Origin of the sequence: Gracilimonas amylolytica (genome assembly GCF_002911695.1) — a bacterium.
Taxonomy (GTDB): domain Bacteria; phylum Bacteroidota; class Rhodothermia; order Balneolales; family Balneolaceae; genus Gracilimonas; species Gracilimonas amylolytica.
Genome location: NZ_PQBS01000012.1, coordinates 1 through 16,022, shown reverse-complemented (window position 1 = coordinate 16,022; position 16,022 = coordinate 1). Strand labels below are relative to the sequence as shown.

Genomic DNA, 16,022 nt, shown 5'->3' with positions numbered 1-16,022 from the left:
GTATCAACATATTTTTTTGATGAGTTAGTTTCTACATATTCTATAGCAACGAATTAAAAGAAATTTAGTTGGAATATATTTTATGAAGCTTCCATTTGTACTAGCCAAGAAGTTTGTTGCTGGAGAATCCTTTTCTGAAGCAAAGCCTGAAGTTGAGGTACTCAATAAAAAACAGATCAAAGTTACTTTAGACTTGCTGGGAGAAAATGTTAGCGATAAAGAGACGGCAGATCTTACTGTCCAAAGTTATATTGATTTAATTGATGAGATACATAATGCGGGGTTAGATAGTAGTATATCTATCAAATTAACTATGCTAGGATTAGATATTGATAGAGAATACTGCAAAGAAAATCTATTTAGTTTACTGGAAGTAGCCAAGAGGAATAAGCAGTTTGTTCGAATAGATATGGAGGGGTCAGATTATACAGATGTTACCATTCAACTATTTAAGGAAGCATTCAGTGAATTTGGCGCACATGTTGGTATAGTTATTCAGGCTTATCTCCATCGTACCGAAAAAGATATTAACGAATTAGCGAATTTGGGTGCTGATATAAGATTATGCAAAGGAGCTTATAAGGAACCTAAAAACGTCGCAATTCAAGATATGGATGAAATCAGGGCTAAATTCAAAGACTATACCAAAATCCTATTTGAAAAAACCAATTACCCAAGAATAGCTACACATGATGATGAGCTCATTAATTGGGTCAAAAGTTATACTCAAGACACTGGAATATCTAAAGAAAAGTTTGAATTTCAGATGTTGTATGGTCTTAGGCAAGAAACCATGGAAGATTTTGTCAGGGATGGGTACAATGCCAGGGTTTATGTACCATACGGTACTATGTGGTTTCCTTATTACAAGCGAAGGCTAATGGAGCGCAAAGAAAATGTTTGGTTCATTCTTTCAACAATGTTTAAAAATTAACTAACCGATCACATATTCAGTTATCAAATCGTCAACTATACCATCATAACAAAATCAGAAAGTATGTACACTTCTATAATTAATTATAAAAATAGCACGCTATTAGCTATCGTAATTGTATTAATAACATCTTCTATTTCTGTAAAAGCACAAAAAAGGACATTACCTGCTGATACTACAATTATATCTACGGATGAGGTAACAGTGAAAGGACAAAAAGTGCCTTACAGGGTTACAGTTGGAACTCAGCCTGTATACGGGGAGGATGGGGAAGCCGATGCTGCTTTATTTTATACATACTATGAAAGGACTGATGTAAGAAACAATGAGAACAGGCCTATTTTTATTTCTTTCAATGGTGGCCCGGGAGCAGGGTCATTATGGATGCATCTTGGCTATACTAGTCCAAAAAGACTGAAAATAAGTGATGAAGGCTATCCAATTCAGCCCTATGGTGTTGAAGATAACCCACATTCAATTATAGATGTAGCTGATATTGTATATGTTAATCCAGTGAACACCGGATTTTCAAGGATCCTAAATGATGGCGAGCCAGAACAATTTTTCGGTGTTAACGAAGATCTGGCATATCTGGCTGATTGGATAGATACATTCATTTCACGAAATGAGCGTTGGAAATCTCCAAAGTATCTGATTGGTGAAAGTTATGGAACACCTCGAGTTTCAGGGTTAGCCGGTCAGCTACAAGGACGGCATTGGATGTTTTTAAATGGTGTAATTTTAGTTTCACCTACAGGGCTTGGACTAGAACCAGAAGGCCCTTCTCCTCGGTCTTCGGTACTTAAAATGCCATACTATACTGCAGCAGCGTGGTATCACAAACAGCTTACACCTGAGCTTCAGAATAAAGATTTAACAGAGCTATTACCTGAAGTTGAAAGGTTTACCATCGAAGAGTTGTTGCCGACTCTTTCATACGGGGGATTTATATCTCAAAATCGAAAAGATCAAATAGTTCAGAAAGTTGCTAAGTATTCAGGACTCTCAGAAGGTTTTGTTGAAGATTATAATTTAGCTGTACCAGCAAGTGCTTTTTGGAAAGAGTTACTAAGAGATGAGGGTTACACAATAGGTAGACTGGATTCTCGCTACACAGGTATTGATAAGACAGATGGTGGAGAAAGATATGATTATCCTGCAGAATATTCTTCATGGAAGCATTCGTTCACACCTGCTATCAATCACTATGTTCAGGATATACTGGGCTTTAAAACAGATCTTCAATACTATGTTTCAGGACCTGTAAGGCCATGGAACAGAGATGGAAATGAAACCGGTGAAATGTTGCGTGGCGCAATGGCAGAAAACCCAAATCTTAAAGTAATGGTGCAAGCCGGATACTATGATGGAGCAACTGATTACTTTTCGGCCAAATATACCATGTGGAACATTGACCCAAGTGGCAAAATGAAAGACCGTTTTAGGTTTGAAGGCTATAGAAGTGGACATATGATGTACCTGAGAACTGAGGACCTGGAAACATCAAATCAGCATATCAGAGAATTTATTCAGGAGTCATTACCAGAAGAAGGTGTTCCTGCAAAATATTGATAAAACATAATTTTAGAAGAGGATATTAGACGGAGTAGAGTGTAGTTCAGTTTAGTTTCGACAAACACTCTATAATAACTTTTACCCACTAACCATAACGAAAAACCACAATTAACATGAAAATACAGATACCACATTTCATAACAATGATTGTACTGTTTTGCTTGCCTGCAATGGCTTTTGCTCAAAATGGGACAATTGAAGGACAGGTTACTGACCAATCGGGTGAAATCTTGATAGGTGTAAACGTAACACTTAGAGTAGACGGAAGAACCCTGGGTTCATCAACGGATATTGATGGAAACTATCAAATAACAGGAGTTCCTGCAGGTACCCACGAAGTATCCGCTCGGTTTGTCGGATTTAGAACTGAAGTAGTAGAAGTAACTTTACAGGCTGGCCAAACATTGGTTCAGGATTTTGTTTTATCTACTTCTACTCTAAATCTTGATGAATTGGTTGTGACAGGTACTGGTGGAACGGTACAGCGAAAATCACTGGGACATACTATCTCCTCGGTTGAGTTTGATGGAATTGAAAACGTAGCAACCACATCTATACAAGATGCCTTGACAGGTAAAATTGCTGGTGTAAATATTAATGCCCAAAGTGGTGCTATTGATCAGGAACCAAAAATACGTATCAGAGGTACTTCAAGTCTTTCTATGACAAACCAACCTTTGATTTATGTGGATGGTGTAAGGGTAAATGGAGGAGGAGGATTTGCCCCTGGTTTCGGCGCTGGTGGTCTTGGATCTCCTTCTGGTTTATCAAATATTAATTTTGATTCTATTGAAAGGGTAGAGATCCTTAAGGGGCCTGCTGCTGCTACATTGTATGGTTCACAAGCAAGTTCAGGTGTGATTCAAATATTTACAAAACAAGGAAGTCAGGAATCGGCTCCTCAATTTGATATTGAATATGGAACAACCCTGTATCAAATGCCTGATCGGTTTAGGAAAAATGCAGGGTTTGCTGAGAATGCAACTGAGCAGCAAAATATCAGTGATATCCTTGGACTAGATGTTGACCTTTATGAACCCTTTGAAACACCAATAAACTTAATTGATCTTTATAATATCGGTGTTGGACAAGAAGTATCAGCGTCAGTTCAAGGTGGTGGACAGTCAATGACTTACTTTTCCAATTTGAGATACACTTTTACAGACGGTCCGTTTAATCCTCAGCCATCTGATTTTAACGGCGGTGAAGTAGGAGAAGCTTCGGATGTATATAAGAAAATATACTTTACTGGTAATTTGAATTTCATGCCAAGTGATAAGCTTACATTAAGGGCTCAGACGTCTTATACAAATTCAGATATTAGTATTTATGAAAGTGGAATCACCATTTATACTCCAACAAGTACTTCTAGGTACGCAAAACCTGAGAGAGTTGGCCAGGCAAGTCAGTATGACACATTTGGAATCCCTCTCTTTGCTACTACCCGTGAAGGGACCTACCCAACTGTTACTGATTTAACGAATCAAGGCCGGGTTGTACTTAAGGCTGATTATTTTCCAATGGAAGGGTTATCTATTGATGCTTCAATTGGTCTAGATTACAAAGATCAAAGAAGTGCTAATTATATGCCTTTTGGATATAATGTTGATGGCGTAGCCCCTACAGGTGATGGCCAGATCCAGATTGGTACCAGACAACAAATGGTTAAATCCTTTGAATCAAAAATGAATTGGATCAAAGATATCAATCAGGATATTCGTTCAACTTTTGTTGCAGGGTTTCAAGCCTATCAAGAAACACAAAATACAGCAAGCTCGACAGGAACAGGGTTTTCTGGACCTGGACTGGAGGTTCTTGGTGCAACGGCTTCACAAACCTCAGATTCCTATTTTCAGGAAGTAGTTAATGCTGGAGCATTTTTACAGGAACAGATCGATTATGGTGAGTGGATTTATCTTACTGCTGGTCTAAGAATGGATGCAAGTAGTGCATTTGGAGATGACTTCGATTATGCCACATATCCAAAATTCTCAGCTTCATTTATTCCAGCTACAGCTTTTAATTTTGAAATTAATAATGTTTCCTCTTTTAGAATTCGTGGAGCCTGGGGACAATCCGGTCAGCAGCCCGGTGCTTTTGATCGATTTACAACATTTGTTCCTGTTAACTCTTTTGAAGGAGCAGGAGTTTTACCTGGTAACCCCGGTAATCAAGACTTGAAACCGGAAGTTGCGACTGAGTGGGAAGTTGGTTTCGAGTTAGGTCTCTTTGAAGATAGAATAGGGGTTGAAGCCACTTATTGGGACCGAATTGTTAAAGATGCATTAATTGACAGAACATACGCACCTTCTGGAGGATTTACCTCGGCTCAGCTTACGAATGCCGGTAGACTTGCAGCTAATGGTTGGGAGATCGGTTTGAATAGTAACGTTATTCAAAACCAAAACCTGACTCTTAATATATTTGCTAACGCAGCTTATTTAAGTGAAAAGGTAGAATCCCTTGGGGGACAACCTCCAATTAAGATCGATGCGTCCTATATACGTGATCGTATGTTCATAAAAGAAGGATATGCACCGGGATCATATTTCGGTACGATGTTACCTGCAGGGATAGCATTTCCATTTGATAGTAATCAAGATGGTGTTCCTGATAGTCAATCTGAGCTGGAGGCATTCTTTGCTAATCCTATTGATCCGGGTACTTTTAATTCTGCGATTATGGTTGCAGGTCCAAACGGAGAAGCACTACCGGGTGGCTCAACGTATCTAGATCATTATTTAGGAAAACCAACTCCCGATTGGGAAGGATCTTTTGGGTTTACCGCAAATATCAAAAAGAACGTTACAGTAAGCAGTCGTTTCCAATATGCTTTTGGTAACTATTACCACCATAACTTGACTGATGCATTTAGAAGAGTTAACGGGGCGATTGGACGTAATATGATCAGTTCTGCAACGCTGGAATCAGTACTTAAAAATCCTTCCAGTACTGCACAAGAGCGAATTGATGCTGCACAGGAATGGGTAAATAATAACGTTTCACTTTCACCATTTGATGGTTTGAATGAAATAGAAAAAGCTGATTACATTCGATGGGCTAATCTTAGTATTTCGTATCGAATTCCTTCTGATCTTGTAGAGAGAGTTGGCTTAAACAATGCATCTCTAACTCTTTCTGGAAATAATTTAGCTCTATGGTCTAAATATGGAGGAGTTGATCCGTTGGCAACAGGTGAAGCAAGTTTAGGCCAAGGAGCATCTCTACAAGAGAACTTTGGTGGAGGAATGGATACCTACGGTACTCCATTACTGAGAACTTATGCATTAACCTTGAAATTTGATTTCTAATGATGAGATTAAAACGAAGAAATTTCACACCCAAATTATTTCAGTTATGAAAAATACAAAACCAAATTTAATAACAAGATATGGTTCCCTATTTATGTTGGGAGCACTCCTACTATTTATGGGGAGTTGTAATCTATTGGAAGTTGAAAACCCGAACAGTTTAACTGTTGATGATGTTAGCCTTCCTTCTTCTGCTGAGGGATTGAAAAACGGCCAATTAAATGCATTGATGTCAGGAATGGGTTGGACCTTTGCAGCGACAACTACAATCAGTGATGAGATCTATTGGACTGGTTCCTATGAATCTTATAAAACTTATAGTGAAGGACTTGTAGGATTTGATGCCAATGAAATACTTGTAGCTGGGTATCCTGAAATAAGTCAGGCGAGATACATGTCAGATTTTGCAATCGAAAAACTTGAAGAGTTTGATGCAAATGATGAATTATCAGATCGTTCAATTTTGGTTAAAAGTTACATTTACGGAGCTCTAACCAGAATAGTAATTGCTGATTCATACGATAATTTTGTGTTTTCAAATGGTACGGAAACATCCCCAGCTATTGGTGAGGATCAAATGTCTTCAGTGTATGATCAAGCAATTTCATTTTTAGACAGTGCTTTACCTATTGCGCAGTCATTAAATAACAATGAATTACAAGCTCAGGTATTAGGTTTACGAGCCCGAGCTAAACATGCAAAAGGTGTTTGGAATAAGTTAAATCCTAAAGGTTCTATTCCTGCAAACCCTTTAGTATCAGGTACAGGAGCGATTAGTGATGCGGAAGATGCGCTTGCTTTAATGTCTCAAGATTATAAAGCCATCATTGATTATAACGCGGCTAATATTACAAACTATATGGCTGGTCAGGTAAACTCACGCGGTGAGATAACTTTAACTGCTCCGTTCAATGACATCATAACCGGTGATACTGATCCAAGAGCTGAAGCGATCATTAATGATTTTAATGACACTCAGACTTACACTGAAAACTATTCTCCATTTACATGGTTATCTGCTCGGGAAATGCATTTGATCATTGCTGAGGAGTTAGTAGGTACGGATGATATTACAGCTCGTAACGAGATTAATGCTGTAAGAAGTTTGGATGGATTACCTGATATGCAACCTGGTGATGATTTCGTAGAATTCATAGAGCATGAAAGGAGGGCAAATTTATTACTCCAGGGAAGACGCTTAAATGATATGTATCGTTTTGGATCTACATCACCTGATTGGTTGCAAAATGAAGATGCTATCACAACCCCTGGAACATTATTACCAATTCCAAGAAATGAACAATTAGCTAATCCTGACCTGTGATTTTAATATAAAACCATTTAGTAGAATATTATGAATAAGATAAACCTAAAAAAACAAATGTTAACGTTGGGAGTATTACTGCTCTCAATGGTAACCTCATTAGCAATAGCACAACCCTCAGATCCTGCACCGGATAGATCAGAGGGTGAAGGACCTTATGAGCGTCTCATAATCAGGGGCGCAAATATGATCGATGGGACTGGAGCACCAATGACGGGTCCTGTGGATATAGTAATTGAAGGAAACAAAATTGTTTCTGTACATAGAGTCGGATATCCGGGCGTTCCTATAAATGAGGACAGACGCCCTGACGGAGCAACCAAAGAATTGGATGCTTCCGGAATGTATGTGATGCCCGGGTTTATAGATATGCACGTACATACCGGTGGTAAACCTAAAGTTCCTAATGCAGAATACACCTATAAGCTTTGGATGGGCCACGGAATTACAACTGTACGTGGAGTACCGTTTGATAATCTTGAATCTTCTCTAAGTGAAAAAAGAAGAAGTGAGAGAAATGAGATCACTGCTCCAAGAATGTATAGTTACCACCGTATAGGTTCAGGATGGGATAAACCTGTTAATACTCCCGAAGAAACCCGGGAGTGGGTGAGATGGGCAAAGGATCAAGGAATTGATGGGTTAAAAGTCGGTGCTCATGATCCGTTAATTATGGAGGCTTTATTGGATGAAGCTGAAAAATTAAACCTGAATAGTACTGCTCACCTTGATCAAATTGGTGTTGTTCGAATGAACACAGCTGATGCTACAAAACTAGGTTTAGGAGCTCAGACCCATTACTATGGTTTGTTTGAGTCAATGTATGATGATCATGATCTACAACCATATCCCAATGACTATAATTATCAGAATGAGCAGGACAGATTTGGTCAGGTTGCTCGTCAATGGAATAAGATAGTTGAACCGGGTGGAGAAGAGTGGAATGCTCTGATAGACCTGTTTCTTGAGCATGACTTGACCATGGACCCTACCATGACAATTTACGAAGCAAGTCGTGACGTGATGCGTGCACGGAATGCAGATTGGCATGAAGATTATACCCTTCCAACTCTCTGGGAATTCTATAAACCAAATCGAGTAGCACACGGGTCATATTGGTTTGATTGGACCACAGAAGATGAAGTTCAATGGAAAAACTTCTATCAGCGTTGGATGCAATTCCTTGATGATTATAAAGATGCCGGAGGACGTGTAACTACTGGCTCAGATGCAGGATTCATTTATAAGCTGTATGGTTTTGATTATATCCGAGAACTGGAATTGTTACAAGAAGCTGGATTCCATCCGCTTGAGGTTATTAGATCTGCAACCATGAGTGGTGCCGAAGAGCTTTATAAAAAACTTGATGAAGAGCCACCTTTCGGAGTAATTAGACCAGGTAAACTCGCTGACTTAGTGATAGTTGAGGAGAACCCACTGCAAAACTTAAAAGTACTATACGGCACAGGAGCTATAAGGGTAGAAGGTGTAGATGATGTAGTACGAGTTGGTGGTGTTAAGTACACAATTAAGGATGGTATTGTTTACGATGCAAAACAACTTTTAAAGGATGTACGTGATATGGTTGATGCTCAGGAAGCTGAGTTAGGCAAGAAAGAACGATACTAATCGCTCTTAATTACATATAACTAACTTTGTATGAAACATATAAACCCCTGTTCACTGCAGGGGTTTCTTTTTAAAATTAATTTTGGTGTATATATGAAACGAATCAAAATGGTATCGCTGATAGCAATAATGACATTAATGAGCATTAGCACAGGTTTGATGGCTCAAAAACAATTCGATGACCTGGCTGAAGGACCTTATGATAAATTGGTCATTCGTAATGCAATGGTTATTCCGGGACATGGTGGCCCTCCAGTTGGTCCTTATGATATTGTAATTGAGGGTAATATGATTACTGATATGATCCCTTTTGATCCTGTAACCGCAGAACGACGTGGTGATAGTAACAGACCAACAGGTGATAGGGTAATAGAAGCAGATGGGAAGTACGTGATGCCGGGGATGATTGATCTACACATGCACTTACGTCAAGACCCAATGGAAATTGAATATGTTTATTATACTAAATTAGCACATGGTGTAACAACAATGGTACCAGCTCCAGACCGTGGTTTAGATAACGCTATGGAAGAAGCTGAGAAAAGTGAAAAGAATGAAATTTTAGCTCCTAAAATGTTTCCAATTTGGGGTTGGGGGTCTAACACAGGATTTGATCGTGAATTTATCGAGAATCCTGATAATGCAACACGTGTTGCTGAAGAGATGTTTCGGAAAGGGGCACATGTTGTTAGTGTTGGAAGCTTGGGCTGGAATCAGGAATTATTAGGTGCAGCGGCGCAAGCGGTTACTGATGCAGGTGGAATTACAACTTATCATATACCGCCCAATACAACTTCAGTTACACAGGCCGTAGATGCCGCTAGATTGGGGGTAACCATGATAGAGCATCATTATGCATATGCTGAGTCTTCACTTGACAGATCCGTTCAGGATTACCCACGTGATTACAATTATAATGATGAGAATGCAAGATTTCGACATGCCGGAAAGGTTTGGACTGAAGCTAACAAAGAAAGATTATTGGGTGAAGTGGCAGACTCATTATTCGCCTATGGAGTTCATATGCTGCCCACTAGGGTTGTGTATGAAGCAAATAGAGACATCTTAAGAGCCTCAAGTTTGCCATGGCATGAGAAGTATACTCATCAATCCCTGATCAACTGGAATTTACCAAATCCCGCTTATCATGGTTCTTACCATTATGATTGGACTTCTGATGATGAATATTATTGGACATATGCATTTGACCTTTGGGGTGACTTGATCTATGAATTCAATAAGCGAGGTGGGCATGTTTCTTATGGCACAGATGATAATTATATCTGGGCTACACCGGGCTTTTCTAATGTCAGAGAATTACAGTTAATGCGGGAAACCGGTATGCATACTTTAGAAGTGCTAAAGGCAGCTACCCATAATAGTGCTGTTACTTTAAGACAGGAAAAACTTGGTCTTGTCAGACCGGGGTATATCGCTGATTTGGTAATAGTAGATGAAAGTCCACTATATAATCTAAGAAATATGTATTCGTTTGGTGCTGTTAACACCGATGAAAATGGCGATATGTATAGAACTAAAGGGATTATTCACACAATTAAAGATGGAGTTGTAATAGAAAATGCTCAATTAATGAAAGAGATTGAGCGTATGGTAAAAATGTCGAAAGAAGGGGTCAGTTCTGAAAATATTATGACCTCGCCTTTTTTAGTTGACTAAATACAGAATCTACGATCAGGTCTTTTCAATGTGTTGATAGGACCTGATCCCTTATTATTCATTTCTTACTAAATATTATGATCATGGTTATCACAAAGTACACTCCGGGTTTTTTAATCACATTTCTATTGATCGGATTATTCCATTCTATTTCAACAGATTTAATAGCTCAAAAAAAATTCGGAGATCTTGCAGAAGGACCGTATGATAGATTGGTTATTCAAAATGCCATGGTCATACCCGGGCATGGTGGCCCTCCGGTCGGGCCATATGACATTGTAATTGAAAAAAATATGATCACTGAGATGATACCTTTTGATCCGGTGACAGCAGAAAGAAGAGGAGAAAGTAACAGGCCTACCGGTGACAGAGTTATTGATGCTGAAGGAAAATATGTAATGCCAGGTTTAATTGATCTTCATGCACATTTACGGCAGGAACCAATGCCATTAGAATATATTTATTATTTAAAATTAGCGCATGGTGTTACAACTCTTGGTCCTGCATCTGATCGAGGTGTTGAATATGCAATGGAAGAAGCTAGAAGAGCAGAAAGAAACGAAATACTAGCTCCGACAATGTATCCATTATGGTCATGGGGTTCTACATTAGATTATGATGAGATATATCTGAATGATCCAAAAAATGCTCCTCGTATTGCGAAAGAAATGGCAGAAAACGGTGCGAGGCAGGTATATTTAAATGGAATTGCCTGGAATCAAAAGCTATTTCAAGCCGCTACACAATCTGTTTGGGAAAACGGTGGTGTTACAGGTGTCCATATACCACCATCTTACACAGCAGTGATCGATGCGGTAGATGCAGCGCGCCTTGGAGTTACTTTTATACTGCACCATTATGGGTATGGGGAGTCATCACTAGACAGGTCAGTTCAAAACTACCCAAGAGACTACAATTTTGATAATGAAAACCACAGATTTATAGAAGCGGGACGAGTTTGGCAAGAAGCTGATAAAGAACGCTTATTAAATGAAGTTGCTGACTCTTTAGTGGCGTACGGTGTTATGATGCAACCAACCCAAGTGGTATATGAAGCTAATCGTGATATAATTAGAGCTCAGAGCTTACCATGGCATGAAAAATACACGCATCAGTCTTTGATAGAGTGGAATCTTCCTGATCCTGCTTATCATGGTTCATTTCATTATGATTGGACATCAGATGATGAGCAAACATGGTATGAAGCATATGATCTTTGGGGTGATCTGATCTATGCTTTCAATAAAAAAGGGGGAACTGTAGCCTACGGAACCGATGATAACTATATCTGGGCAACCCCTGGTTTTTCAAATATTCGTGAACTTCAGCTGTTACGAGAGTCTGGAATGCATTCCCTTGAAGTTTTAAAATCTGCTACACATAACAGTGCTAAAGCATTAAGAATTGAAGATAAAACTGGTTTGGTTCGTCCGGGATATGAAGCGGATCTGATCCTGGTTGATGGTAGCCCATTATATAACCTTCGTTTTCTATACTCATTTGGTGCGGTAACTTTAGATAAAGATAACGAGATGTACAGAACAAAAGGGATTATTCATACCATAAAGGACGGGATCGTGATCAATAACGACAAATTAATGGAAGAAGTAGCCAGAATGGTTAAAGAATCCAAAAAAGGAATTGGATCAAACATTGCTGATGAACCATTTCGTATTAAAGAATAATATTTCAAATACTGCACATAATGACCCGGATTAAACATTTTAAGCCCCTGCATACATTAACTGTATTAACATGCACCTTATTGATGTTATTAGCCTCACCAAATTCGGTTGAAGCACAAAATATTAAATCAGAGGTGTACAATCAGATGAAGTACAGGCATGTGGGGCCTGATGGGAATAGAACTATTGCTGTAATTGGGGTGCCTGGTGATCCTTCAACAATATTAGTTGGAGCAGCATCAGGTGGTATTTGGAAAACAACGGATTATGGAACAAACTGGAAGCCTGTGTTTGAAGAACAAACTGCTTCTTCTATTTCTGCTTTAGCAGTATCCAACTCTGCACCTAATGAGATGTGGGCTGGTACTGGTGAAACGTTTTTAATTCGTCCGGCACATGCTATGGGCGATGGTATTTATAAATCTACTGATTTTGGTAGTACGTGGAAAAAAATGGGACTTGATCAAACAGGGCGTATAGGTCAGATTAGAGTTCATCCGCAAAATCCTGATGTAGTCTTCGCATGTGCTTTAGGTCATTCTTATGGACCACAGAAAGAAAGAGGGGTATATAGGAGTGAAGATGGTGGTGAATCCTGGGAGTTGGTTCTTCATGTCAATGAAGACACTGGATGTGCAGATATGGATATAGATCCTAATGATCCAAGTACAATATTTGCAGCTTTTTGGCAATTACAGATTGATACATGGGGATTAAATAGTGGAGGTCCGCATAGTGGGGTCTATCGATCAGAAGATGGAGGTGATACGTGGGAGAAATTATCAGGAGTTGGTAAAGGATTACCAGGCTCTGAAGCTCATCACGTTGGTAAGGTGTCAGTACGTGTTGCACCAAGTAACTCCGATAGAGTTTACGTTCTTACAGAAGAGAGTAGTCCCGGTTTTTACAAATCTGATGACGGTGGTGACAGTTGGCAATTGGTTACTAGAAATCATACGATCAATGAGAGAGCCCCTTATTACACCCGATTTGATGTAGACCCTAAAGATCAGAATCGGATCTATTTTGCTTCAGTACGGTTTAGCATGTCTAGAGATGGAGGTAAAACATTGGTTGACAATGCTCCACGTGGAGGTGGTGATAATCATGATATATGGATAGATCCCACTAATCCTGAACGTTTTATGGTAGCACACGATGGAGGATTGGGGGTCACACTTAATCATGGGCGTACCTTTGATCAGCATACCTTGCCTATTGCTCAAATGTATCATGTGCATGTTGACAACGAGATTCCATACCATGTTTATGGCAATCGTCAAGATGGATACTCTTACAAAGCCCCAAGTAACAGTAGAATGGGTTTTATCCCTTTGGGATTATGGGAAGCGGTTGGAGGATGTGAGAGTGGGTTTGCGATACCAGATACGGTAGATGGATATACAGTTTGGTCAGGTTGTTATGACGGCGGTCTTGAGATCTATGATGAACGGAACAAACATTCCCGAAATGTCAGAGTATGGCCGGAAGCAGCATATGGGTGGGCTCCAAAAGACCTTAAATTCAGGTGGCACTGGACTTTTCCCATTCATATTTCTCCGCATAATAATAACAAAGTATATGTGGGAAGTCAGTATGTACATGTAACTGAAAATCGTGGGCAAAGTTGGGATGTAATCAGCCCGGACCTTACAAAAGATCTGGAGAGTCATCAGGAAAATTCAGGTGGTGTAGCAACAGATAACCTAATGACATTTGATGGGAATACTCTTTTTTCAATTGTTGAATCACCAATAGAAAAAGGTCTCATATGGACAGGGAGTAATGACGGTAAAGTTCATATTACCCGTGATGGAGGAAGTAGTTGGCAGGATATTACAGGTAATATTCAAGGTATGCCTGAATGGGGGACTATTGCAAACATAGAACCTTCAAGATTTGATGCAGGTACTGCTTATATAAGTGTTGATAATCATCAACAAGCTGACTTTGATCCTTATATATTTAAAACCGAAAATTATGGTCGAAGTTGGAAAAAGATCAGTGATGGAATTCCTAAGTCTGTTCACAGCTTCGTACACGTTATCAGGGAAGATCCCCAAAAAAAAGGTGTACTTTACTCAGGGACAGATAATCAGGTATATTTTTCGACAAATGATGGAGAAGCCTGGTATTCATTAAGAAACAATATGCCATCAGCACCCATTTACTGGCTTACCATTCAGGATCATTTTGATGACCTTGTTGTAGGTACTTATGGTCGTGGTTTTTGGATCATGGATGATATAAATCCAATAAGAAATTTGACATCAACTGTGATGAACCAAAATTTGCACCTTTTTGATCTTAGGCCAGCTTATAGGTTTTACAGTATTCAAGGAATTAAGACTGATAGCAGAAGTCATATTCGTGGAGAAAATCCGCCCTATGGAGCATCTATCAATTACTTTGTAAAAGGAGATGAGAATGAGTTGGCAAAAATTGATATATATATAATAGTAACAATGAGTTGGTAAGAACGCTATACGGAAAAGCGAATAAAGGAATTAACAGAATTTGGTGGGATCTAAGTCATGAACCTTCTATAGTTCCTAAGTTGAGGGTTGCACCTCCAGATAAACCATGGGTACCAATTCGCCAGGAAGGTTGGAGACCATTAGTTACATGGGACCTGGACTTATGGAGAGGTCAGTTAGGGCCAAGAGTTGTTCCAGGTACTTATACAGTAAAAGTGAGTGTTGCGGACCAAGAAGTAACCAAAAAATTAGAAGTTAGAAAGGATCCTCACTCAGTCGGAACAGTTGAGGAAATTAATAAACAAGTTGTATTTGGCCTTGAAATACGGGATCAGTTGAATGAAGTTGTTGTAATTATCAATGAAATAGAATGGATTCGTAAAGAGTTTGAAGACCTTGTAACCAGACTAAAGGATACACGAGATGAGAAACAAGTTGAGTCAATAATCAGTAAAGCTCAGGAACTCAACAATCGTGTAACAGAAATTGAGAGTAATCTTTATGACATAAACCTGACTGGTGCCCGTGAAGATGCTTTTCGCAATCCTATGAAATTGTATGGACGGATTAGTGCCTTGGGGAGTGATATAATGTACAATGGTGCTGATTTTGCACCTACCCAACAACAAGTAGAAGTTTTTGATAAAATTGAGAACGAGTTTGAAATTACGAAAGAAGCATATAACAAATGGGGCTGAAGTAGCTAAGACTTGAATAAGGTGCTAAATTAGTTACTATGTATGAACGCAAAAGTCGATTAACCCCACACCAACAAAGCCGGCTGATAGAACATTTTGTAGCAGGTACTACGGCCCGTGCAGCCTCGGAATTGATTGGTGTTCAAGCTAACACCGCTATACGGTTTTTTATGAGACTACGTCAACTCATTGCAAGTAAACTACCCAGTTATGAATTATCTGGGGAAGTGGAAGCCGATGAAAGCTATTTTGGAGGCAAGCGTAAAGGTAAGCGTGGCCGTGGATCTACCGGCAAAGTAGCTGTATTTGGATTACTTAAGCGTGGAGGTAAAGTGTACACGGCTATTATTCCGAATGCTAAAACAGAAACCTTGCTACCAATTATTCAACAGAATGTGCAGCCGGATAGTATTGTTTATACCGATACTTTTCGCTCCTACAATGCCCTGGATATCTCTGAGTTCCACCACATGCGAATTAACCACAGTGAACTCTTTGCAGATCAACTGAATCACATAAATGGAATAGAGAATTTCTGGAATCAAGCCAAGCGTCATATGCGCAAATTTAACGGCATCAAAGCAGATAATTTTTACTGGTTTTTAAAGGAATGTGAGTGGCGCTTCAACGGAGGCAATCATGCAGAGCTCTTAAAGCAATTAAAATCATGGTATAAGCAAACCAAACATTAACCCTTAGCTACTTCAGCCCC

General features: G+C 39.3%; 10 protein-coding genes. All 10 read left to right on the top strand.

The genetic code is table 11. The features are described 5' to 3' along the window. The first annotated feature begins 82 nt into the window (after positions 1-82). Positions 83-934, top strand: a complete 852-nt coding sequence (locus C3B73_RS04335; RefSeq protein WP_103664413.1) for a proline dehydrogenase family protein — start codon at positions 83-85, stop codon at positions 932-934. A 63-nt stretch (positions 935-997) separates the two neighbouring features. Then, positions 998-2,506, top strand: coding sequence for a S10 family peptidase (locus C3B73_RS04330; RefSeq protein WP_103664412.1), 1,509 nt, complete (start codon positions 998-1,000; stop codon positions 2,504-2,506). Positions 2,507-2,622: 116 nt separating this feature from the next. Further along, entirely contained in the window at positions 2,623-5,820 is a 3,198-nt protein-coding gene (locus C3B73_RS04325; protein ID WP_103664411.1) for a SusC/RagA family TonB-linked outer membrane protein, read from the top strand. A gap of 46 nt (positions 5,821-5,866) precedes the next feature. Then, the gene (locus tag C3B73_RS04320; RefSeq protein ID WP_157939425.1) at positions 5,867-7,144 is read left to right on the top strand and encodes a RagB/SusD family nutrient uptake outer membrane protein; all 1,278 of its coding nucleotides are present in this window, start codon (positions 5,867-5,869) and stop codon (positions 7,142-7,144) included. A 30-nt stretch (positions 7,145-7,174) separates the two neighbouring features. After that, a complete protein-coding gene (locus C3B73_RS04315; protein ID WP_232802993.1) occupies positions 7,175-8,773 on the top strand; it encodes an amidohydrolase family protein in 1,599 nt (532 codons plus the stop codon). Between the two features lie 93 nt (positions 8,774-8,866). Then, positions 8,867-10,450 carry an amidohydrolase family protein gene (locus tag C3B73_RS04310; protein ID WP_232802991.1) on the top strand — a complete coding sequence of 528 codons (1,584 nt, stop codon included), beginning with the start codon at positions 8,867-8,869 and terminating at the stop codon, positions 10,448-10,450. Positions 10,451-10,533: 83 nt separating this feature from the next. After that, positions 10,534-12,135: an amidohydrolase family protein gene (locus tag C3B73_RS04305; protein WP_103664454.1), complete on the top strand. Its 1,602-nt coding sequence runs from the start codon at positions 10,534-10,536 to the stop codon at positions 12,133-12,135. A 20-nt stretch (positions 12,136-12,155) separates the two neighbouring features. After that, entirely contained in the window at positions 12,156-14,612 is a 2,457-nt protein-coding gene (locus tag C3B73_RS04300) for a WD40/YVTN/BNR-like repeat-containing protein (RefSeq protein ID WP_198597273.1), read from the top strand. Next, positions 14,606-15,310, top strand: coding sequence for a hypothetical protein (locus C3B73_RS13965; RefSeq protein WP_198597272.1), 705 nt, complete (start codon positions 14,606-14,608; stop codon positions 15,308-15,310). The genes C3B73_RS04300 and C3B73_RS13965 overlap by 7 nt, the downstream gene beginning before the upstream one ends. A 38-nt stretch (positions 15,311-15,348) precedes the next feature. Beyond that, a complete protein-coding gene (locus tag C3B73_RS04295; RefSeq protein WP_103663931.1) occupies positions 15,349-16,002 on the top strand; it encodes an IS1595 family transposase in 654 nt (217 codons plus the stop codon). The last annotated feature ends 20 nt before the right edge of the window (positions 16,003-16,022 follow it).

Excerpts from the sequence above, each read along its gene's own strand:
- C3B73_RS04335 (WP_103664413.1), top strand. The coding sequence starts at position 83 with ATGAAGCTTCCATTTGTACTAGCCAAGAAGTTTGTTGCTGGAGAATCC.
- C3B73_RS04330 (WP_103664412.1), top strand. The coding sequence starts at position 998 with ATGTACACTTCTATAATTAATTATAAAAATAGCACGCTATTAGCTATC.
- C3B73_RS04325 (WP_103664411.1), top strand. The coding sequence starts at position 2,623 with ATGAAAATACAGATACCACATTTCATAACAATGATTGTACTGTTTTGC.
- C3B73_RS04320 (WP_157939425.1), top strand. The coding sequence starts at position 5,867 with ATGAAAAATACAAAACCAAATTTAATAACAAGATATGGTTCCCTATTT.
- C3B73_RS04315 (WP_232802993.1), top strand. The coding sequence starts at position 7,175 with ATGAATAAGATAAACCTAAAAAAACAAATGTTAACGTTGGGAGTATTA.
- C3B73_RS04310 (WP_232802991.1), top strand. The coding sequence starts at position 8,867 with ATGAAACGAATCAAAATGGTATCGCTGATAGCAATAATGACATTAATG.
- C3B73_RS04305 (WP_103664454.1), top strand. The coding sequence starts at position 10,534 with ATGGTTATCACAAAGTACACTCCGGGTTTTTTAATCACATTTCTATTG.
- C3B73_RS04300 (WP_198597273.1), top strand. The coding sequence starts at position 12,156 with ATGACCCGGATTAAACATTTTAAGCCCCTGCATACATTAACTGTATTA.
- C3B73_RS04295 (WP_103663931.1), top strand. The coding sequence starts at position 15,349 with ATGTATGAACGCAAAAGTCGATTAACCCCACACCAACAAAGCCGGCTG.